Source organism: Streptomyces sp. NPDC030820, from assembly GCF_055572075.1.
In genome coordinates this window covers 631035-651278 of sequence record NZ_JBVIEB010000001.1, presented here as the reverse complement: position 1 = coordinate 651278, position 20244 = coordinate 631035, and the positions used below count along the sequence as shown (strand labels likewise).

General features: G+C 71.9%; 15 protein-coding genes. 10 read left to right on the top strand and 5 right to left on the bottom strand.

Annotation, left to right across the window (positions count from 1 at the left end; translation table 11 throughout):
• Window positions 1-55 precede the first annotated feature (55 nt).
• Window positions 56-1333: a deoxyguanosinetriphosphate triphosphohydrolase gene (locus ACZ418_RS02915; protein ID WP_468355933.1), complete on the bottom strand. Its 1278-nt coding sequence runs from the start codon at window positions 1331-1333 to the stop codon at window positions 56-58.
• 116 nt (window positions 1334-1449) lie between these two features.
• A complete protein-coding gene (locus ACZ418_RS02910; protein ID WP_468355930.1) occupies window positions 1450-2307 on the bottom strand; it encodes a sirohydrochlorin chelatase in 858 nt (285 codons plus the stop codon).
• Window positions 2308-2483: 176 nt separating this feature from the next.
• Between ACZ418_RS02910 and ACZ418_RS02905 the strand changes: the two genes are divergently transcribed.
• From ACZ418_RS02905 to ACZ418_RS02895, 3 genes are all read left to right on the top strand, one after another.
• On the top strand, window positions 2484-3164 hold the full coding sequence (locus ACZ418_RS02905; RefSeq protein ID WP_468355927.1) for a SanA/YdcF family protein: 681 nt from the start codon (window positions 2484-2486) through the stop codon (window positions 3162-3164).
• A 1-nt stretch (window position 3165) separates the two neighbouring features.
• Window positions 3166-4635 (top strand): membrane-associated oxidoreductase, encoded by a 1470-nt coding sequence (locus ACZ418_RS02900; protein WP_468355925.1) that lies wholly within the window; start codon window positions 3166-3168, stop codon window positions 4633-4635.
• A gap of 98 nt (window positions 4636-4733) precedes the next feature.
• Entirely contained in the window at window positions 4734-6833 is a 2100-nt protein-coding gene (locus tag ACZ418_RS02895) for a molybdopterin oxidoreductase family protein (protein ID WP_468355922.1), read from the top strand.
• A gap of 138 nt (window positions 6834-6971) precedes the next feature.
• On the opposite strand, the gene ACZ418_RS02890 is transcribed toward ACZ418_RS02895, so the two are convergent.
• The gene (locus ACZ418_RS02890) at window positions 6972-7427 is read right to left on the bottom strand and encodes a gamma-glutamylcyclotransferase family protein (RefSeq protein WP_468355919.1); all 456 of its coding nucleotides are present in this window, start codon (window positions 7425-7427) and stop codon (window positions 6972-6974) included.
• 138 nt (window positions 7428-7565) lie between these two features.
• Here ACZ418_RS02890 and ACZ418_RS02885 point away from each other — a divergent pair, with 138 nt between their 5' ends.
• The 7 genes from ACZ418_RS02885 (at window position 7566) to ACZ418_RS02855 (ending at window position 16696) form a co-directional block, all read left to right on the top strand.
• A complete protein-coding gene (locus ACZ418_RS02885) occupies window positions 7566-9218 on the top strand; it encodes a M4 family metallopeptidase (protein ID WP_468355916.1) in 1653 nt (550 codons plus the stop codon).
• Window positions 9219-9501: 283 nt separating this feature from the next.
• Window positions 9502-10008: a hypothetical protein gene (locus ACZ418_RS02880; RefSeq protein WP_468355913.1), complete on the top strand. Its 507-nt coding sequence runs from the start codon at window positions 9502-9504 to the stop codon at window positions 10006-10008.
• Window positions 10009-10518: 510 nt separating this feature from the next.
• On the top strand, window positions 10519-11157 hold the full coding sequence (locus ACZ418_RS02875; protein WP_468355910.1) for a class F sortase: 639 nt from the start codon (window positions 10519-10521) through the stop codon (window positions 11155-11157).
• A 268-nt stretch (window positions 11158-11425) separates the two neighbouring features.
• On the top strand, window positions 11426-12643 hold the full coding sequence (locus ACZ418_RS02870) for an NAD(P)/FAD-dependent oxidoreductase (RefSeq protein WP_468355907.1): 1218 nt from the start codon (window positions 11426-11428) through the stop codon (window positions 12641-12643).
• Window positions 12643-15243 (top strand): nitrite reductase large subunit NirB, encoded by a 2601-nt coding sequence (gene nirB, locus ACZ418_RS02865; RefSeq protein ID WP_468355904.1) that lies wholly within the window; start codon window positions 12643-12645, stop codon window positions 15241-15243. The genes ACZ418_RS02870 and nirB overlap by 1 nt, the downstream gene beginning before the upstream one ends.
• Complete coding sequence (gene nirD, locus ACZ418_RS02860; protein WP_468355901.1) at window positions 15240-15590, top strand: nitrite reductase small subunit NirD; 351 nt, start codon at window positions 15240-15242, stop codon at window positions 15588-15590. Before nirB ends, nirD begins: the two co-directional genes overlap by 4 nt.
• A 716-nt stretch (window positions 15591-16306) precedes the next feature.
• Window positions 16307-16696 carry a DUF4232 domain-containing protein gene (locus tag ACZ418_RS02855; RefSeq protein ID WP_468355898.1) on the top strand — a complete coding sequence of 130 codons (390 nt, stop codon included), beginning with the start codon at window positions 16307-16309 and terminating at the stop codon, window positions 16694-16696.
• 161 nt (window positions 16697-16857) lie between these two features.
• Here ACZ418_RS02855 and ACZ418_RS02850 read toward each other — a convergent pair whose 3' ends face one another.
• Together ACZ418_RS02850 and ppdK are read right to left on the bottom strand one after the other, a co-directional pair.
• A complete protein-coding gene (locus tag ACZ418_RS02850; protein ID WP_468355895.1) occupies window positions 16858-17274 on the bottom strand; it encodes a TIGR03668 family PPOX class F420-dependent oxidoreductase in 417 nt (138 codons plus the stop codon).
• A gap of 190 nt (window positions 17275-17464) precedes the next feature.
• On the bottom strand, window positions 17465-20185 hold the full coding sequence (ppdK, locus tag ACZ418_RS02845) for a pyruvate, phosphate dikinase (RefSeq protein WP_468355892.1): 2721 nt from the start codon (window positions 20183-20185) through the stop codon (window positions 17465-17467).
• Window positions 20186-20244: the final 59 nt, after the last annotated feature.

Here is a 20244-nt window from a genome sequence, read left to right as displayed (position 1 = left end):
GCGTGCTGCGGGAAGAGGGAGTGACCCGATCAGGCCACGGAGGGTCATGTTCCTCTCACATATGCCCCGTAAGTCTCGCGTGCAGCGAGCGCGCGGAGGCGTCGGTGAGGGAGGCGATCTGGTCGACGATCACCCGCTTGCGTGCGTGGTCGTCGCCTGCCCCGTCGAACAGTGCCCGAAACTGTGGATCCAGCCCGTCCGGCGCGCGGGCGGTGAGCGTCTCCGCCAGCTCCGCCACGACGACCCGCTGGTCCGCGCGCAGCCGCTCCTGCTCGGCGCGCTGCATCACATACCGGTCCGCGACCGCCTTGAGCACCGCGCACTCCATGCGGGCCTCGCGGGGTACGACGAGTTCGGCGTCGTAGCGGGTGAGCCGGCCGGTGCCGTACGCGACGCGGGTGGCGCCCTCGGCGGCCAGGCAGAACCGGCCGATGAGCTGGCTGGTGGCGTCCTTCAGGCGGGCCTGGGCGACCGCCGTGCCGTCGTAGCCGTGCGGCCACCACTCCTCGTCCTGGAGCCGGTCGAGGGCGGCGGAGAGTTCGGCCGGGTCGGTGTCCGCGGGGACGTACCTGCCGATGGCCACCTCGAACACCGCCTGCCGCTCGGGCTCGGCGTGCAGGCAGTTGGGGTCGATGTGCCCGGCGTGCAGACCGTCCTCGACGTCGTGCACCGAGTACGCCACGTCGTCCGCCCAGTCCATGACCTGGGCCTCGAAGCAGGTGCGGGTGCCGGGGGCGTGCGCCCGGACCCAGTCGAACACCGGGCGGTCGTCGTCGTAGACACCGAACTTCCCCGACGCGGGGTCGGTGGGGTGGGCGCCGCGGGGCCAGGGGTACTTGGTGGCGGCGTCGAGGGTGGCGCGGGTGAGGTTGAGGCCGACCGAGCGGTCCTCGGTGAACCGTTTGGGCTCGATGCGGGTGAGGAGTCTCAGGGACTGGGCGTTGCCCTCGAAGCCGCCGCAGTCGTCGGCGAAGGCGTTCAGCGCCTGTTCGCCGTTGTGGCCGAAGGGCGGGTGGCCGAGGTCGTGGGCCAGGCAGGCGGCCTCCACGAGGTCGGGGTCACAGCCGAGGGCCGCGCCGAGCTCTCGGCCTACCTGGGCGCATTCGAGTGAGTGGGTGAGCCTTGTCCGGGGGCTGGCGTCCCATTCCCGACTGCGGGTGCCCGGGGTGACCACCTGGGTTTTGCCGGCGAGGCGTCGCAGGGCGGCGGAGTGCAGGATGCGGGCGCGGTCGCGTTGGAAGGCGGTGCGGCCGGGGCGTTTGTCGGGCTCGGGGGCCCAACGCTCCGCTGAGGTTGGATCGTAGGGGCCGTTGTCGAGTGCGGTGCCTTCCATTCTTCGACAGTATGCCTGCTCGCCTGCCGGGTTCAGTCGCGTGGCGGGTGCGGGTGCGTCGTGGCTTGTCGCGCAGTTCCCCGCGCCCCTTGACCGGTACTTCCCGGCTGCTTCTCTCAGGCGGAGGCCAATTGTGCCTGCCTCACCCGTGCCTGGTCGTAGCGGTGCAGGACGAGTCGAGCCATCGCCGGGTGGGCTCCCAGGGGGGCTGCGGCCATCCACGGGGCTTGGTCCGCGCACTGCGTCGCGAAACGCCCCGGCGCCGTGAAGTACGAGGCGACCGCGACCCGGTGCCGGCCGCGCGCCGCCAGTGCCCGTACCGCCGTCGGGACCGTCGGGGTCGCCGCCGAGGCGTAGGCCGGGACCACCGGGACGCCCAGCCGGTCCGCGAGGAGGCGGGCCGTGCGGCGGGTGTCGGTGGCCGAGTCGGGGTCGCGGGAGCCGGCGGCGGCCAGGACGACCGCGCTCGCACGGCGGGTGGCCGCGTCCATGGCCGGGCGCCAGCCGGCCTCGACCAGGCGGTCGTAGAGGGTCTCCACCAGGAGCGGGTGCGGGCCGAGCGGCGCGGCCAGGCGGGTCGGCGCCGGTGCGGCGGCGGCCATCTCGGGGATGTCCTGTTTGACGTGGTAGCCGCGCGAGAGGAGCAGCGGGACCAGGACGGCGGGGGTGTCGCCCAGGGCGGCGAGGGTGTCCGGGAGCAGGGGCTCGTTCAGCTCGATGTGGCCCAGGCGGACGGGCAGGGCGAGGCGCAGTTCGCGCACCCGGTCCGCCAGCGTCCGTACGGTCTCCAGCGCGCGCGGGTCGCGGCTGCCGTGCGCGACCAGGACGAGGGCGGGCGGGGCCGAGCGGCGCCGGCCGAGCGGGGAGACGAGCCGGAGCCGGCCGGCGAGCTGGCTGCTGATGCTGTCCATGAGGTGCGCCGTGCTGTCGAGGTGGATGCGGGACTCGGAGCTGGGAGGGTGCGACGCCGTCATGACAGGATCCTGACGGGGCCAGGTTGCGTGGCCGTTGCCGGGCCGTCACGAGCGTTTTCCGCTGCTTCACGTCGTACGGATGCTCGATGTGAGGCGAACCGGACGGCTGCCGGTGACGTCCTCCATGGTCGGAACCGGTCGGAGGAACCGGTCGGCACCGATCCCTGGGGGGCCGTATGAAGATCCGTCGACCGCGACTGCCGCGCACCCGCACGGGGCAGCGACGGCTGGTGCAGGCCGTGATGGCCGGGTGTGTGCTGGCGCTGCTGCCGGCGACCTGGCTGTTCGTGTCCACGGCGGACCGCCTGCGCACGACGGCCGACGTCCCGCCGGCACCCGTCGCGGTCGTCTTCGGCGCGGGGCTGTGGAACGGCGAGCCGTCGCCGTATCTGGCGCACCGGCTGGACGCGGCGGCACGGCTGTACCGGGCGGGGCGGATCAAGGTCGTGCTCGTCACCGGGGACAACAGCCGCAAGGACTACGACGAGCCCGACGCCATGCGCGCCTACCTGAAGAAGCACGGGGTGCCGGAGCAGCGGATCGTCAGCGACTACGCCGGGTTCGACACCTGGGACTCCTGTGTGCGGGCCAAGAAGATCTTCGGTGTGGACCGGGCCGTGCTGATCAGCCAGGGTTTCCACATCCGGCGTGCGGTGGCGCTGTGCGAGGCGGCGGGGGTCGACTCGTACGGGGTCGGGGTCGCCGACAAGCACGACGTGACCTGGTACTACGGCGGGACACGCGAGGTGTTCGCGGCGGGCAAGGCGGTGCTGGACGCGGTGTTCCGTCCGGGTCCGACCTTCCTCGGGCCGCGCGAGCACGGGGTCACGAAGGCGCTGGCTCAGGCGCGGGGCTGACATGGAGGTCACGGACCTGACGCCCGCCGAGCGCCGCGTCCGGGAGGCTTTCCCGCTCGGCGAAGGGGTCGACTTCCGGGAGGGCGACGACGAGGACCCCGCGCAGGGCGCGTCATGGGGTCCGGAGCGGACGCTGCGGGCGGAGGTGCTGCGGGAGCTGCTGCTGGACGGGCCGGTGCGGGAGGGGCGGATCGCCGGGCTGAAGGTGTGGGGCGCGCGGATCACCGGGCGGCTGGACCTGCAGTACGGCACCGTCGCCCATCCGGTCCGGCTGCGCTTCTGCCACTTCGAGGAGGCGCCCGATCTGTACGCGGCGCGAGTCGTCGCGCTGGTCCTGAGCGACTCGGTGCTGCCGGGGCTGACCGCCGGGAATCTGCGCGCCGAAGGGGTCGTGCGGATCAGCTGCTGCCGGGTCACGGGGCCGGTACGGCTCCAGGGGGCGAAGCTGTCCGGGGCGTTCTTCGCCAATGGTGCGCTGCTCGGCAGTCCCGGCGAGGTCCCGGAGGAGCCCGTGCTCCAGCTGGGCCACGCCGAGGTGGCCACGGACGTGTGGGCGCCGGGACTGGTCGCGCACGGAAAGGTGCACCTGAACGGTACGGTTGTGCGCAATCAGGTGAACCTCAACGACGCCGAGCTGTACGCCCCCGGCGAGACCGTGCTGCACGCCGAGGTCCTGACGGTCGGCACCGACCTGCACGCCATGCGGCTGCGGGCCCGTGGCCGGGTCAACCTGGGCGGTGCCCGGATCCCCCGCCAGCTCAACCTCGCGTACGCCCGGCTGTCCAACCCGGGCGGCCAGGCACTGCGCGCCAGCAGCAGTGCCGTCGGCGAGCTGTGGCTGCGGGAGGCCGCGCCCATCGAGGGCGCCGTGAATCTGCGCCGGGCACAGCTCGACCTGCTGCACGTGCCGCCCGAGGTGTGGCCGCAGCACGTCCAGCTCGACGGGCTCAGCTACCGCGTCCTGACCCCGCACCTCCCGGCCGAGCAGCGTCTTCCACTGCTGGAACGCGAGCCGGACGGCTATCTCCCCTACCCCTACGAGCAGCTCACCACCGCATACCGCACGGTCGGCGACGACGCCGCCGCGCGCACCGTCCAACTGGCCAAGCTCCGCCGCCACCGCCGTACCCTGCCGCCGTACGCCCGGCTGTGGGGCTTCCTCCAGGACGCGGCCGTCGGCTACGGCTTCCGCCCGATGCGGGCCGCGGGCTGGCTGCTGCTCCTGCTGTGCACCGGCACGCTCGCCTTCGCCCTGCATCATCCGCCCGCGCTCAAGCCCTCCGAGGCGCCCGCGTTCAACCCGCTCTTCTACACCCTCGACCTGCTGCTGCCGATCATCGACTTCGGCCAGGAGGGGGCGTTCGCGCCGGACGGGTGGTACCAGTGGCTGTCGTATCTGCTGATCGTCACCGGCTGGGTGCTGGCGACGACGATCGCGGCGGGCGTCAGCCGCTCGCTGAGCCGGCAGTAGGGACCTCACGGCGTCACGGGCCCGGCGGGGAGGTCGCCGTGCCGGGCGTGTAACGGGAAGCGGTCGGGGCCGTAACACGCCCGACGCACGCTGGCGGCATGGAACCGATCGCCTCGACGCCCACCCACTGCCCGTACTGCGCCTTGCAGTGCGGGATGAACATCACGCCCCTGCCGAAGGGGGGCGTCGAGGTGACCGAACGGACGGACTTCCCGGTGAACCGGGGCGCACTGTGCGGCAAGGGCCGTACGGCGGCCGAGGTGCTGTCGCCCGCGGTACGGCTGACCGCGCCGCTGGTGCGGTCCGGGGGACGGCTGGTCGAGGCGAGCTGGGACGAGGCACTGGACCGGATCGCCGAGCGGCTCGGGAGCATACGGGAGGAGTACGGCGCCGACGCGCTGGGCGTGTTCGGCGGGGGCGGGCTGACGAACGAGAAGGCGTACACGCTGGGGAAGTTCGCCCGGGTGGTGCTCGGGACCTCGCAGATCGACTACAACGGCCGGTTCTGCATGTCGTCGGCGGCGGCGGCCGGGACGAAGGCGTTCGGTCTCGACCGGGGGCTGCCGTTCCCGCTGGAGGACATCCCGAAGACCGGGTGTGTGATCCTGGTCGGGTCGAACCTCGCGGAGACCATGCCGCCTTCCCTGCGTTTCTTCACCGAACTGCGGGAGAACGGCGGCAGGTTGATCGTCGTCGACCCGCGCCGGACGAGGACGGCCGAGCAGGCGGACCTGCACCTGGCCCCCCGGCCGGGCACCGATCTCGCCCTGGCCCTCGGCCTGCTGCACCTGGTGGTGGCCGAGGGCCGGACGGACGAGGAGTACATCCGGGAGCGGACCACCGGCTGGGAGCAGGCGCGCGCGGTGGCGATGGCGCACTGGCCGGAGCATGTGGAGCGGATCACGGGGGTGTCCGTTCCCCAGCTCAGGGAAGCGGTACGGCTTTTCTGCGAGCCGGAGTCGGCGATGGTGCTCACCGCACGCGGGCCGGAGCAGCAGTCCAAGGGCACGGACACGGTGGGCGCGTGGATCAACCTGTGCCTGGCGACAGGGCGCGCGGGACGGCCGTTGAGCGGTTACGGCTGTCTGACCGGGCAGGGCAACGGGCAGGGCGGCCGCGAACACGGCCAGAAGGCCGACCAGTTGCCCGGCTACCGCAAGCTGGACGACGCGGCGGCGCGGGCGCATGTGGCCGGCGTGTGGGGCGTGGACCCGGATGCGCTCCCGGGGCCCGGGCGCAGCGCGTACGAGCTGCTCGACGCCCTGGGCTCGGACATCCGGGCGCTGCTGCTGATGGGCTCCAACCCGGTGGTGTCGGCGCCGCGCGCGGCCCATGTCGAGGAGCGCCTCAAGTCCCTGGACTTCCTGGCCGTTTGTGACGTCGTACTGTCGGAGACGGCCGAGCTGGCGGACGTGGTGCTGCCGGTGACGCAGTGGGCGGAGGAGACGGGCACGACGACCAGTCTGGAGGGCAGGGTCCTGTTGCGCCGCCAGGCGGTCACCCCGCCGCCCGGTGTCCGCAGCGACCTGTACGTCCTGCACGAGCTGGCGGACCGGCTCGGGGTGGAGAAGGGCTTCCCGACGGACGCGGAGGAGGTCTTCGAGGAGCTGCGCCGGGCGAGCGCGGGCGGCCCGGCGGACTACTCGGGGATCACCTACGGGCGGCTGGCGGCGGAGAACGGGGTGTTCTGGCCGTGCCCGGAGCCGGCAGAGGGCACCGCGGCCGACTCCCACCCGGGCACCCCGCGCCTCTTCCTGGACCGCTTCGCCACGCCGGACGGCCGCGCCCGTTTCGTCCCCGTGACCCACCGCCCGACGGCGGAGGAGCCGGACGCCGAGTATCCGCTGCTGCTGACCACCGGCCGGGTGGTGTCGCAGTACCAGTCGGGAGCGCAGACCCGGCGGGTGACCGAGCTGAACGCCGCCGCGCCCGGCCCCTTCGTGGAGCTCCACCCCCGGCTCGCGGCCCGGATCGGCGCGGCCGACGGGGATCCGGTGACCGTGACCTCCCGCCGGGGCCGGGCGACCGTCCCCGCCCGGATCACCTCCGCCATCCGCCCGGACACCGTCTTCATGCCCTTCCACTGGCCGGGCGAGGGCCGCGCCAACACGCTCACCAACCCCGCCCTCGACCCGACGTCCCGGATGCCGGAGTTCAAGTCGTGCGCGGTGCGGGTGGAGGTCGTAGGGCCACGGTAGGAGCGGGGATCGGTCCGCAGGTCAGGGCGGGCAGCGGCCGGAGGGCGTCAGGTTCGATGCATGTCCGACCCGGAGCCTTCCGACCTGGACGCCTACCTGGTCCCGGCGCCATCTGGGGCCGGGCGCCGCTGGCCTGACTCAGCGCCGGGACAGCCAGTCGCCGTCCTCGATCGGCTTTCCCCCGGCGCGCAGGCGGGCGGCGACGCGCGGGGCGGCCAGGTAGACCCAGGCGAGGGCGGTGGTCCCGTCGGTGGTGCGGGTGACGTTGCGAGCCGCGCGTTCGTAGAGGTTGCGGGGGTCGCCGGGTGTGTACTCCTCCAGGTGGTCCAGGGCGGCGAGCAGTTCGGTGTACGACTCCGGGCGGGCGGTGACCAGTTCGCCCCGGATCTCGCCGCCCGGCCGGTCCACGGCGTAGGGATAGCCGGGGCCGTCGTACAGCGCGGTGTCCCGCAGGCTGGCCGGTTCCTCCGACGCGGTGCGGCCCCGCAGGAACAGGTCGTGGTTGGGCTCGCCGGGGCGGAGGGTGCCGTAGACGAAGAAGGGCAGGGGGGTGCCGGGCTCCTCGAGGTCGTTCTCGTTCTCCTCGGTGATCACGGAAACGATTCTCTACCCCCTTCGGCTCCTCACACATCTCCATGAAGGCGCTATGGACATGCCATGTCATGGCCCCTTAAATCTCAGGTACATCAGCGCCGCCCCCACGCCTACACGGGCGCTTCCCCGAGGAGACCGATGAGCCGGATACGCCAGCACGTCCGAGGTTCCCGTCGTCTCGCCACCACCGCCGGCGTCGCCGTCACCACCGCGACCCTGCTGTCCATGGCCCTCTCCCCCGCCGCCCACGCCGACGCCAGACCGACCAGGGCCACCGCGATCCAGAACGCGGCGTCGGCGCTGCTGGCCCATGCCGCGAGCCTCGGCCTGACCTCGGCCGAGGGCACCAGCGTCCGCGACGTGATCGTGGACAAGGACGGCACCCAGCACGTCCGCTACGACCGCACCTACCACGGACTGCCCGTGCTCGGCGGCGACTTCGTGGTCCACCTGACCCCGGACGGCGCCTACCGCAGCGCGAACCGGGCCACCCGCGGCACGATATCCCTCGCCTCGATCCTCCCGGCGATCTCCGCGCCCAAGGCCGCCGACCTCGCCGTGAACGCCCTGCGCGCCGCCAACCTCGGCGACCCGCTCAAGCAGGTCAAGGCCAAGCCCGAGCTGATCGTCGACGCCCTGCACGGCACCCCGAAGCTCGCCTGGCGCACCAACGCGGCCGGCCTGGACTCGCTCGGCAACCCGGTCGCCCGGACCGTGCTGACCGACGCCCGCACCGGCCGGCAGATCGACGCCTGGGACAGCATCGAGACCGCCACCGGCGACGGAAAGTCGCTGTACAGCGGGACGGTGCCGCTGGAGACGACCCAGTCGGGATCGTCGTACCAGCTCAAGGACCCGACGCGCGGCAACACCTACACCGGTGACGCCGAGGGCAAGACGGACCTGTGCTTCTTCGGGATCTGCTTCAGCCGGGCGCCCGCGGACCTGTTCACGGACGCCGACAACCACTGGGGCAGCGGCACCACCTCCGACCGCGCCTCGGCCGCCGTCGACGCCCAGTACGGCACCAACACGACCTGGGACTACTACAAGAACGTCCAGGGGCGCAACGGCATCGCGGGCGACGGCAAGGGCTCGTACAACCGCGTCCACTACGGCAGCAACTACAACAACGCCTTCTGGGACGACAGTTGCTTCTGCATGACGTACGGCGACGGTGACGGGACCACCTTCGGTCCGCTGGTCGCCCTCGACGTGGCCGGGCACGAGATGACCCACGGGGTGACCTCGAAGACCGCCGCGCTGACCTACTCCGGCGAGTCCGGCGGGCTCAACGAGGCCACCTCGGACATCCTCGGCACGATGGTGGAGTGGTACGCCAACAACCCCTCCGACCCCGGTGACTACCTCATCGGCGAGAAGATCGTGAAGTCCGGCTTCGGCCACACCGCCCTGCGCTACATGGACAAGCCGTCGAAGGACGGCAACTCGGCGGACTACTGGAGTTCGTCGGTCGGGAATCTCGACGTCCACTACTCCTCCGGTGTCGCCAACCACTTCGCCTATCTGCTGGCGGAGGGCAGCGGCCCGAAGACTATCAACGGCGTCAGCTACGACTCGCCGACGTACAACGGCTCCACGGTCACCGGCATCGGCCGCGACAAGGTCGGCAAGATCTGGTACCGGGCGCTGACGGTCTACATGACCTCCTCGACGAACTACGCGGGGGCGAGGACGGCGACGCTGAACGCCGCCAAGGACCTGTACGGCGCGGGCAGCACGGAGTACAACGCGGTGGCGGCGGCGTGGAGCGCCGTCAATGTGAACTGAGGGTCCCGGGGCCAGGCCGGTCACCTCGCCGTTGAGTGGCGAGGTGACCGGCCATCACCCGTTCAAGGCGACATCACTCCATTCGTGTTCTTTTCATACTTGTTGCTCCTGTGATCCGCGGGTGTTCCTGTGACCTGCCGGAACCCGGCGGGGGCTAGTCCGTGTGGGGGTCGGGGGCGACACCCGTTCACCGCATTTCTGACGGCTCATCAGGGAGCGGGACTCCCGGACTGCGGCTTACCTCGGTAGCGAAGAGACCGAGACGAGAGCCCTGGGAGCCACCATGCGACGCACCGCTCGTCTGCTGACCGGCACCGCGCTCGTCGTGGCGGCCGCGGCCCCCGCCTGGGCCGGCACCGGAAGCCTGGACGTGTACCCCTCCAACGTGGCGCCCGGCGGCCAGGTCACGGTGAACACGGCCGCGTGCGGCGACAAGGGCTCGGCGATCGGGGACGCCGGCGCGGTCGGCGCCGGCGCCTTCACGCTGGCGCCCAGCTCGCACAAGGGCGAGGCGATCGGGCAGTTCCACGTGCCCGAGAGCGCGCAGCCGGGGACGTACGAGATCGTCGCCAAGTGTGCCGAGGGCGGCCGGCAGGTGGCCGGCGACCTGGTGGTGGCGTTGAGCGCGGCGCACGAGCAGGTGCAGCCGCGAGGAAGTGTCAAGACGGGGGTCGGCGGCGCACTAGGCGCCGGCCCCGTGCAGACCGTGGCGGGTGTGGCGGCGCTGGCCGTCGCCGCCGCGGGCGGTACCTGGCTCCTGCATCGCCGGGCGAGAGGCGACGGGATCTGACGGACACCCTCCGCTGTCCGTCAGCCGGTACCGCACATCCCGCCCCCTCCGGGTCCGACGCCCCTCGCGGCCCGGAGGGGGAGGGGGTCGACGGGACCCGCCCCGGTGTTCCGGGGCCCCCTCCGGCTCTTCGGGACCCGGCCAACGGGTCCAAGGGTCCGGCTTCCGGGTCTTCGGTCCGGCCTCCGGTCCACGGGGTCCGGCCTCCGGTCCACGAGGTCCGGCCTCCAAGTCTCGGGGGTCTGGCTTCCAGGCCTTCGGGTCCGGCCTCCAAGTCTCGGGGGTCTGACTTCCAGGCCTTCGGGGTCCGGCCTCCGATCCACGGAGGTCCGGCCTCGAGGTCTACGGGGGTCGGGCCTCCGACTCTTCGGGGCCCGGCCTCCGGGTCCAAGGGGTCCGGCTCTCCGGTCCACGGAGGTTCCGGCCTCCGGATCTACGGGTGTCCGCCTCCGGATCTACGGGGATCCGCCTCCGGATCTACGGGGATCCGCCTCCGGGAGAGATGATCGTATGCGCACCAGAACCAGGCGCGACAGGCTCGGCGACAGCGCGATAGCCGCGGTCACCGTGATAGCCCTCGGCTCCGGGGTGTGGCTGCTCGGCGGTGGCGCCGGGAGGCACGCCCCGCCGCAGCCCGCCGCGGTCGAGGGAAGCCCGGAGCCGGGTGGCGATCGGCTCGCGGCGCCCGCCCTCGCCCCGTCCCCGCCCACCCGCATCCGCATACCCGAGATACATGTGAACGCCCCGCTGATGGGCCTGGCCCTCACCCGCTCCGGCAGCCTGGACGTCCCCCCGGCCCAGAACAAGAACCTGGCCGGCTGGTACGAGGCCGGCACCATACCCGGAGAGACGGGCACCGCGATCATCGACGGGCATGTCGACAACACCGAGGGCCCCGCCGTCTTCTACGACCTGGGCGCGCTGAAACGGGGCGCCCGCATCGAGGTGGACCGCCGGGACCGCTCCGTGGCCGTGTTCACCGTGGACGCGGTGGAGGTCTACGCGGCGAGCAACTTCCCCGACGAGAAGGTCTACGGCGCGGCGCCCCGCCCCGAACTCCGCGTCATCACCTGCGGCGGCGGCTACTCCAGGACCACCGGCTACCAGGGCAACGTGGTGGTCTTCGCACACCTCACCGGGAGCCGTTAGGGCTGTCGGATCGTCGTTCGGCCGCGGCTCCGTCGTGGACCGGGCGCGCAGTTCTCCACGCCCCGGGCCGCTGGTGTGCCGGCTCGCCGCCAAGGACACCGCTAGCCCTGTGTTGCGCCGCTGAGAACCGGTCCGCGGCTCCTCACAGCCCTCCCCGGCCCGCGCACGGACCCCTCACACCCCCCGCCAGCCCCCGCTGAGGGCAGCGTTCCTCACGGGAAACAGACGTGATGCGGCCGGGTAACGTCCGGACCGCACGCTCAAGGACATGACCTCGAATACGCGTGTGGTGGTGATCGGCGCCGGCCTCGCGGGCGTACGGCTCGCCCGGCGGCTCGGCGAGCTGGGCACGCCCGCGCTGCTCGTCGGCGAGGAGGAGCACCCGCCGTACAACCGGGTACTGCTCGCCGAGGTGCTGGCCGGCCGGTACGCCCCCGAGGTGATCGGCCTGCCGGCGCCCGAGGGCCTGCTGCGCGCCCGGGTCACCGGTGTCGACCGGGCCGCCCGGACCGTCGAGTGCGCCGACGGCTCCTCGATCGCATACGACACGCTGGTGCTCGCCACCGGCTCCAATCCGGTGCTGCCGCCGCTGCGCGGCCTGTTCACCCCGGATCACCAACTCCCCGAGGGGGTCCACGCGTTCCGCACGATGGACGACTGCCTTGGGCTGGCCAAGGCGGTCCGGCCGGGGGTGCGCGCGGTCGTCATCGGGGGCGGGCTGCTCGGCGTGTCCGCCGCCCGCGCGCTCGCCGTGCGCGGCGCCCAGGTGGTCCTCGCCCAGCAGGCCGAGCGGCTCATGGAGCGCCAGCTCGACCCGGACGCCTCGCGGCTGGTGCTGCGGCACCTCACCGACCTGGGCGTCGAGGTGCACACCGAGTGCCGGGTGCGGGACGTGCGCTGCGTCGCCGGCGCGGTCCGCTCGGTGGAGATGGCCGACGGATACGCCCTGGACGCCGACCTCGTCGTGGTCGCCTGCGGGGTGCGCCCGCGCACCTCACTCGCCGAACAGGCCGGTCTCGCCGTGCACAAGGGCATCCTCGTCGACGACGAACTGCGCACCTCCGACCCGCACATCCACGCCGTCGGCGACTGCGCCCAGCACGACGGCACGGTCTACGGCCTGGCGGTGCCCGCGCTGGAACAGGCCGACGCCCTCGCCGAGTTGCTCGCCGGAGACCCGGACGCGCGCTATTCCGGCACCCGTTCCCTGACCCGGCTGACCCTCACCGGCCCGGGCTCTCCCTTCGACCTGGCCGCGTTCGGCGAGACCGAGGCACGCCCCGGCGACGACGTCGTACGGCTCGCCGACGCCACCCGCGGCACCTACCGCAAGGTCGTCGTCCGCGACGACCGCCTGGTCGGCGGCGTCCTCGTCGGCGAACTCGGCACCGTCGGCGCGCTCGCCCGCGCCTGGGAGGGAGCAGAGCCGCTCCCGACCGACGGCGGCCCGCTGCTCCACCTGCTCACCAACGACGGAGGCTCCTGATGTCCACGGACACCACCCCCACGATCGTGCTCGTCGGCCACGGCATGGTCGGCCAGCGCTTCCTCGAAGCGCTGGCCGAGCGCGGCCTGACCGCCACGCACCGCGTGGTCGTGCTGTGCGAGGAGCCGCGACCGGCGTACGACCGTGTGCAGCTCACCTCGTACTTCTCGGGCAAGACCCCCGAGGACCTCTCCATGACCGACATGGGGTTCATCAAGGACCACGGCATCGAGCTGTACGTCGGCGACCCGGCTCGGACGGTCGACCGCGAGGCGCGGACGGTCACGGCCAGGTCCGGCCGGGTCTTCGCGTACGACACCCTCGTCCTGGCCACCGGCTCGTACCCGTTCGTGCCGCCGGTCCCGAACAAGGACGCCGAGGGCTGTTTCGTCTACCGCACGATCGAGGACCTGCTCGCCATCGAGGAGTACGCGAGGACGCGGGCGACGACCGGCGCCGTGGTCGGCGGCGGACTGCTCGGCCTGGAGGCGGCCGGTGCGCTGAAGGGGCTCGGACTGACCACGCACATCGTGGAGTTCGCGCCGCGCCTGATGCCGGTGCAGGTCGACGCGGGCGGCGGCGCGGCGCTGCTGCGGACCATCGAGGGCATGGGCCTGACCGTGCACACGGGTGTGGGCACGCAGGAGATCGTCACCGGTGAGGACGGCTCGGTCAGCGGCATGAAGCTGTCCGACGGCTCCGAACTCGGTGTCGACCTGGTGGTGTTCAGCGCGGGCGTGCGGCCCCGCGACCAGTTGGCCCGCGACTGCGGCCTCGCGGTCGGCGAGCGCGGCGGCATCACGGTCGACGAGCAGTGCCGTACGGTCGGCGACCCGCACGTCTTCGCGATCGGCGAGTGCGCGCTGGCGGCGGACGGCCGGGTGTACGGCCTGGTGGCGCCCGGCTACGAGCAGGCGGAGACGGCCGCGGCGACGATCGCTTCCGACGAAGCCGCTTTTGTCGGCGCCGACCTGTCCACCAAGCTGAAGCTGCTCGGCGTGGACGTGGCGTCCTTCGGGGACGCGCACGGCACCACCGAGGACTGCCTGGACGTCGTCTACTCCGACTCCCGCGCCGGACTGTACAAGAAGCTGGTCATCGGCCCGGACGGCACGCTGCTCGGCGGCATCCTGGTCGGTGACGCGGACGCGTACGGCACCCTGCGCGCGCTGACCGGTTCGGTGCCCCCGATCTCCCCCGAGTCGCTCGTCCTGCCCGCCGGAGCGGGCTCGGGGGCCCAGCTCGGCCCGTCCGCCCTGCCGGACGAGGCGGTCATCTGCTCCTGCCACAACGTCAGCAAGGGCACGATCCGCGGCGCGGTGACGGAGCACAGGTGCACCACCGTGCCCGAGGTGAAGAAGTGCACCAAGGCCGGTACCGGCTGCGGCAGTTGCGTCAAGGTGCTCGGCCAGCTCGTCAACGCCGAGCTGGAGGCGTCCGGCGTCGAGGTCGACAAGGGCCTGTGCGGCTGCTTCGCCCAGACCCGCGAGGAGCTGTACGAGATCGTCCTCGCGCTGCGCATCACGTCGTACCAGGACCTGCTGGACCGCTACGGCCGTGAGGGCGCGCGGGGCGGCGACGGCTGCGAGGTCTGCAAGCCGGCGGTCGGCTCGATCATCGCCTCCCTCGCCCCGGCGATCGGCGCGAGCGGCTATGTCCTGGACGGCGAGCAGGCGGCCCTGCAGGACACCAACGACCACTTCCTGGCCAACCTGCAGAAGAACGGCTCGTACTCCGTCGTGCCGCGCATCCCCGGCGGCGAGATCGCGCCCGAGAAGCTGATCGTGATCGGCGAGATCGCCCGGGACTTCGGCCTCTACACGAAGATCACCGGCGGCCAGCGGATCGACATGTTCGGCGCGCGGGTGGAGCAACTCCCGCTGATCTGGGCCCGCTTGGTGGACGCCGGCTTCGAGTCGGGCCACGCGTACGGCAAGGCGCTGCGCACGGTGAAGTCCTGCGTCGGCTCCACCTGGTGCCGTTACGGCGTCCAGGACTCGGTCCGGATGGCGATCGACCTGGAGCTGCGCTACCGGGGCCTGCGCTCGCCGCACAAGCTGAAGTCGGCGGTCTCCGGCTGCCAGCGCGAGTGCGCCGAGGCCCAGTCGAAGGACTTCGGGGTGATCGCCACGGCCAACGGCTGGAACCTGTACGTCGGCGGCAACGGCGGCGCCACCCCGCGCCACGCGGACCTGCTGGCCCAGGACCTGTCCGACGCCGAACTCGTCCGCCTGATCGACCGTTTCCTGATGTTCTACATCCGCACGGCCGACCGCCTGGAGCGCACGAGCGTGTGGCTGGAGCGGATCCCGGGCGGCCTGGACCACGTACGCGACGTGGTGGTGCACGACTCGCTCGGCATCTGCGACGAGCTGGAGCGGCTGATGCGGGCGCATGTCGCCCACTACCGCGACGAGTGGGCGGAGACCATCAACGACCCCGAGAAGCTCGCCCGGTTCGTGTCCTTCGTGAACGCCCCGGACACCCCGGACCCGGTCGTCGCCTTCGTCCCCGAGCGCGACCAGATCAAGCCCGACCTGCCGCTGCTGAACATCGGTCTGCGGCCCGCCGACGACGTCCTGGAAGGAAGCGCCCGATGACCCTGGCTGTCGAGACCACCGACCTGAAGGTCCAACTCCGGCTGTCCGACGGCTGGTTCACGGCCTGCGACCTGAGCGCGCTCACCCCGGGCCGCGGGGTGGCCGCCCTGCTGCCGGACGGCCGCCAGGTGGCCCTGTTCCGGGACCGCGCCGACCGCCTGTACGCCGTCGACAACCGCGACCCCTTCACCGGCGCGGCCGTCCTCTCCCGCGGCCTGACCGGCACCCACCAGGACCGCCCGTTCGTCGCCTCGCCCCTGCTGAAGCAGCGCTTCGACCTGGTCAGCGGGGAGTGCCTGGACGACGGGGAGGTGCGGGTGGCCGCGTACGAGGTGCGGGCCGCCTGAGGCGACCCGGCCCCGGAGCTGTTCCGGCGGCGCTGGAGCGCCACGAGCGGTCGGGGCTCACCCGGATCGTGCGGGAGCTGTCCCGGCCGGACGCCGCCCTGCCGGCCGTGCGGGCGGTCGTACGGCGGTACGCGCCGGAGGCGGCCGACGAGCGACTGCGGCTGAGCGACTGCGGCTGAGCGGCGGCCTGAGCACCAACACGGCCGCCGAGCCGGCCTCGCACGACCTGGCCGCCGCCCGGCGCGTCGAGCGCAACCGCCGGCCGGCCGCGATCCGCCGGCCCTGGCCCGCACCCTGTTCCTGCTGATGCACGGCCTGCGGATCGTCGGCAAACGAAAGTGGTGTTGCGGCCGTGTGCCAGCGGGGCCGGCGGGCACCCGGAACGCATGCCCCGGCCGCGGGCCGCGGGGCCGCGGGCCGTCTCGGGCGGCGATGCACAACTTTTCCGGCCCAGGGTGCATCCAACACAGTGACCTGCATCCACCCGTTCGCCCGATGGAGGCGGATGTGTCATGTTTCCGTATCCGAATTTCCCGAATCATCTGAGTCCTCGCCCTCGGAGAGTCCTCCGGGCACTTCGGACACCCCGGAAACTCCCCAGGCGCGGCCCGGCGGCCGTACTGACCGCCGCTCTCCTCGGTCTCACGGCCGCGGGAGCCGCGTGGAGCGCGACCCCGGCGGCGGCCCGGACCTCGGCCACTGTCCGGACCTGCGCCGTGAGCGACCTCTATCTCTCCATGGGCCGCAAGGAAGGCGCGGCGGGGTCGCTGTACTGGCCGATCCGGTTCACCAACACCAGCACGACCAGCTGCGCCCTGCGCGGCTACCCGGGCGTCAGCGTCCTGGACACCGCGCACCACCAGATAGGCCCGGCCGCCACCCACAGCGGCCGCTCGTACGGCACGGTCACGCTCGCCCCCGCCCGTTCGGCGTCGGCGGTCGTCCGCACCACCAACGGTCCGGTCGGCGGTCCCTGCCTGCGCACCGGCACCTACCTGCGGGTCTACCCACCGGCCTCCCGCACCGCAACCCTGATCCCGGCGCCCTGGACGATCTGCTCGAACATCTTCCAGGTCGGGCCGGTGAACGTCGGGGGCGCCTTCTGAGAGGGGGGTCCGGGGCGCCTTCCGAAAGGGGCAGCAGCGCTGAAGGGGCAGCACTCACACCGGGTACCGCCCCGAGCGGGTCCCGCGCCTCTCAGTCCCGCCGGATCGGCACCACCTGACGCAGCTGGAGAAGAAGGGCGTCATCGACGTGTCCCGCAGGGCTAGGCGAAGGCCCAGCCGGTCCACTGCTCGACCCGGACAGCGACCGCAGGGCCCTGGGGCGGGGACTGCTTGTATTGGTCATACTTGTCGCACAACAACATCACCGCCCGCAGGCGCTCTTCACCTTCCTCCAGGACTTCGCCGCGGCCGTCGGCGCGGACCCACCACAGCTTCGTCCAGTCGTCGTCGTAGTGGTCGACCAGCACGGTTACCGCTGGATTCTCCCTGATGTTGCGCAAGCGCCGCAGGTTCCAGGTGCTCTTGGGCTTGTGGTCGACCGCGAAGTACAGGACGTCGTCCTGGACCACGAAGGTCACGGGAACCGCATGAGGCACCCCGGAGCCGTCCACGGTCGCCAGCCGGGCGACGGATGAGGAGACGAAGCGTTCCCGGGCGACGGACGGTGAGAGCCTCATGCATTCCACGGTAGTGAAGGCTCGGCGCCCTGGCCGTCGTGCGACTCGTCGAGTAGCGGTCCGCATGACGCCGGAGAGGCGGCACCCCCGCACAGGGTGCCGCCTCTCCTCTTTCGTCCGCCGGAGCCGCCGCCGATCGGTGAGGGTCGGGGACCAGCGGCGGCTCCGGGGTCAAGTGGCCCGCGAGGGCCTAGCGGTGGTCGCTGCCCGCCGACTGGGTTGCCGCGCGGCCTGCCTCCAGGCGGGCGACCGGGATGCGGAAGGGGGAGCAGGAGACGTAGTCCAGGCCGACCTCGTGGAAGAAGTGGACGGACTCGGGGTCACCGCCGTGCTCGCCGCAGACGCCGAGCTTCAGGTCGGGGCGGGTACGCCGGCCCGCCTCCGCCGCCGACTTCACCAGGGAGCCGACGCCGTCCTTGTCGATCGTCTCGAAGGGGCTGACGCCGAAGATGCCCTTTTCCAGGTACGCGGTGAAGAAGCTGGCTTCGACGTCGTCGCGGCTGAAGCCCCACACCGTCTGCGTCAGGTCGTTCGTGCCGAAGCTGAAGAACTCCGCCGCCTCGGCGATCTGGCCCGCCGTCAGGGCGGCTCGCGGGAGTTCGATCATCGTGCCGATCGCCAGCTTCAGCGCCGTACCCGTCGCGGCCTCGACCTCGGCGATGACCTTGTCGGCCTCCTCGCGGACGATCTCCAGCTCCTGGACCGTGCCGACGAGCGGGATCATGATCTCCGCGCGCGGGTCGCCCTTCGCGGACTTGCGTTCCGCCGCCGCCTCGGCGATCGCGCGGACCTGCATCGTGAACAGGCCGGGGATGACGAGGCCGAGGCGCACGCCGCGCAGGCCGAGCATCGGGTTCTGCTCGTGCAGGCGGTGCACCGCCTGGAGCAGGCGGAGTTCGTTCTCGTGCGGCTCCTGGCGGGACTCGGCCAGGGCCACGCGGACCGACAGCTCGGTGATGTCGGGGAGGAACTCGTGCAGCGGCGGGTCCAGGAGACGGATCGTCACCGGGAGGCCGTCCATCGCCTCGAAGAGCTCGACGAAGTCCTTCTTCTGGAGGGGGAGCAGCTCCGACAGGGCCGCCTCGCGCTCACTCTCCGTGTCCGCGAGGATCAGCTTCTCGACCATCTCACGGCGCTCACCGAGGAACATGTGCTCCGTGCGGCACAGGCCGATGCCCTGGGCGCCGAAGCGGCGGGCGCGCAGTGCGTCCTCAGCGTTGTCCGCGTTGGCGCGAACGCGCAGGCGGCGCTTGCGGTCGGCGAAGGCCATCATGCGGTGGACCGCCTCGACCAGCTCGTCCGCGTCGTCCGCACCCGGGTGCATCCGGCCCTCGAAGTACTCGACCACGGGGGACGGGACCACCGGGACCTCGCCCAGGTAGACCTTGCCGGAGGAGCCGTCGATGGAGATCACGTCGCCTTCCTCGACGACGTGGCCGCCGGGGACCGTCATGCGGCGGCGCTTGGTGTCGACCTCAAGCTCCTCCGCACCGCACACACACGTCTTGCCCATGCCCCGGGCCACCACGGCGGCGTGGGAGGTCTTGCCGCCGCGCGACGTCAGGATGCCCTCCGCCGCGATCATGCCGTCCAGGTCGTCCGGGTTCGTCTCACGGCGGACCAGGATGACCTTCTCGCCGGAGCGGGACCACTTGACGGCCGTGTAGGAGTCGAAGACCGCCCTGCCCACCGCGGCGCCCGGAGATGCGGCGATGCCGCGCGCCACCTTGTCGACCTTCGCCTGCTCGTCGAAGCGCGGGAACATCAGCTGGGCCAACTGGGCGCCGGTGACGCGCTGGAGGGCCTCCGTCTCGTCGATCAGGCCCTGGTCGACGAGCTGGGTCGCGATCCGGAAGGCGGCGCCCGCGGTGCGCTTGCCGACGCGGGTCTGGAGCATCCACAGCTGGCCGCGCTCGATCGTGAACTCGATGTCGCACAGGTCCTTGTAGTGGTTCTCCAGCGTCTCCATGATCTGCATGAGCTGGTCGTACGACTTCTTGTCGATGGACTCCAGCTCCGCGAGCGGGACGGTGTTGCGGATGCCGGCGACCACGTCCTCGCCCTGGGCGTTCTGCAGGTAGTCGCCGTAGACGCCCTGGTGGCCGGAGGCGGGGTCACGGGTGAAGGCGACGCCCGTGCCGGAGTCGGGGCCCAGGTTGCCGAAGACCATCGAGCAGACGTTGACGGCCGTACCGAGGTCGTGCGGGATGCGCTCCTGGCGGCGGTAGAGCTTGGCCCGGTCGCCGTTCCACGAGTCGAAGACCGCCTTGATGGCGAGGTCCATCTGCTCGCGCGGGTCCTGCGGGAAGTCCCGGCCGGCCTCCGTCTTGACGATCTTCTTGAACTTGGTGACCAGCTTCTTCAGGTCGGCGGCCTCCAGGTCGGTGTCGACCGTGACCTTCTTGGCCTCCTTGGCCGCCTCGAGGGCCTCCTCGAAGAGGTCGCCGTCGACGCCGAGGACGGTCTTGCCGAACATCTGGATCAGGCGCCGGTAGGAGTCCCAGGCGAACCGGTCGTCGCCGGCCTGCTTGGCCAGGCCCTGCACCGACTTGTCGGACAGGCCGATGTTCAGGACCGTGTCCATCATGCCGGGCATGGAGAACTTCGCGCCGGAGCGGACCGAGACCAGCAGCGGGTTGTCGGCCTGGCCGAGCTTCTTGCCCATGCGGGACTCGAGGGCGTCGAGGTGCGCACTCACCTCGTCACGCAGTGCCGCGGGCTCCTCACCGCTCTCCAGGTAGACCTTGCAGGCCTCGGTGGTGATGGTGAAGCCGGGAGGGACCGGCAGACCGAGGTTGGTCATCTCGGCGAGGTTGGCGCCCTTGCCGCCGAGGAGGTCCTTGAGGTCCTTGTTGCCCTCGGTGAAGTCGTAAACGAACTTCACTACGTGGGGTTCTTTGTTTTCCGACACGGGTCTCGACTCCTTGAGGCCACGGTGGCTGCCCTGACGGCGAGGAACATACCCAGATC

Excerpts from the sequence above, each read along its gene's own strand:
- ACZ418_RS02915 (WP_468355933.1), bottom strand. The coding sequence starts at position 1,333 with ATGGAAGGCACCGCACTCGACAACGGCCCCTACGATCCAACCTCAGCG.
- ACZ418_RS02910 (WP_468355930.1), bottom strand. The coding sequence starts at position 2,307 with ATGACGGCGTCGCACCCTCCCAGCTCCGAGTCCCGCATCCACCTCGAC.
- ACZ418_RS02905 (WP_468355927.1), top strand. The coding sequence starts at position 2,484 with ATGAAGATCCGTCGACCGCGACTGCCGCGCACCCGCACGGGGCAGCGA.
- ACZ418_RS02900 (WP_468355925.1), top strand. The coding sequence starts at position 3,166 with ATGGAGGTCACGGACCTGACGCCCGCCGAGCGCCGCGTCCGGGAGGCT.
- ACZ418_RS02895 (WP_468355922.1), top strand. The coding sequence starts at position 4,734 with ATGGAACCGATCGCCTCGACGCCCACCCACTGCCCGTACTGCGCCTTG.
- ACZ418_RS02885 (WP_468355916.1), top strand. The coding sequence starts at position 7,566 with ATGAGCCGGATACGCCAGCACGTCCGAGGTTCCCGTCGTCTCGCCACC.
- ACZ418_RS02880 (WP_468355913.1), top strand. The coding sequence starts at position 9,502 with ATGCGACGCACCGCTCGTCTGCTGACCGGCACCGCGCTCGTCGTGGCG.
- ACZ418_RS02875 (WP_468355910.1), top strand. The coding sequence starts at position 10,519 with ATGCGCACCAGAACCAGGCGCGACAGGCTCGGCGACAGCGCGATAGCC.
- ACZ418_RS02870 (WP_468355907.1), top strand. The coding sequence starts at position 11,426 with ATGACCTCGAATACGCGTGTGGTGGTGATCGGCGCCGGCCTCGCGGGC.
- nirB (WP_468355904.1), top strand. The coding sequence starts at position 12,643 with ATGTCCACGGACACCACCCCCACGATCGTGCTCGTCGGCCACGGCATG.
- nirD (WP_468355901.1), top strand. The coding sequence starts at position 15,240 with ATGACCCTGGCTGTCGAGACCACCGACCTGAAGGTCCAACTCCGGCTG.
- ACZ418_RS02850 (WP_468355895.1), bottom strand. The coding sequence starts at position 17,274 with ATGAGGCTCTCACCGTCCGTCGCCCGGGAACGCTTCGTCTCCTCATCC.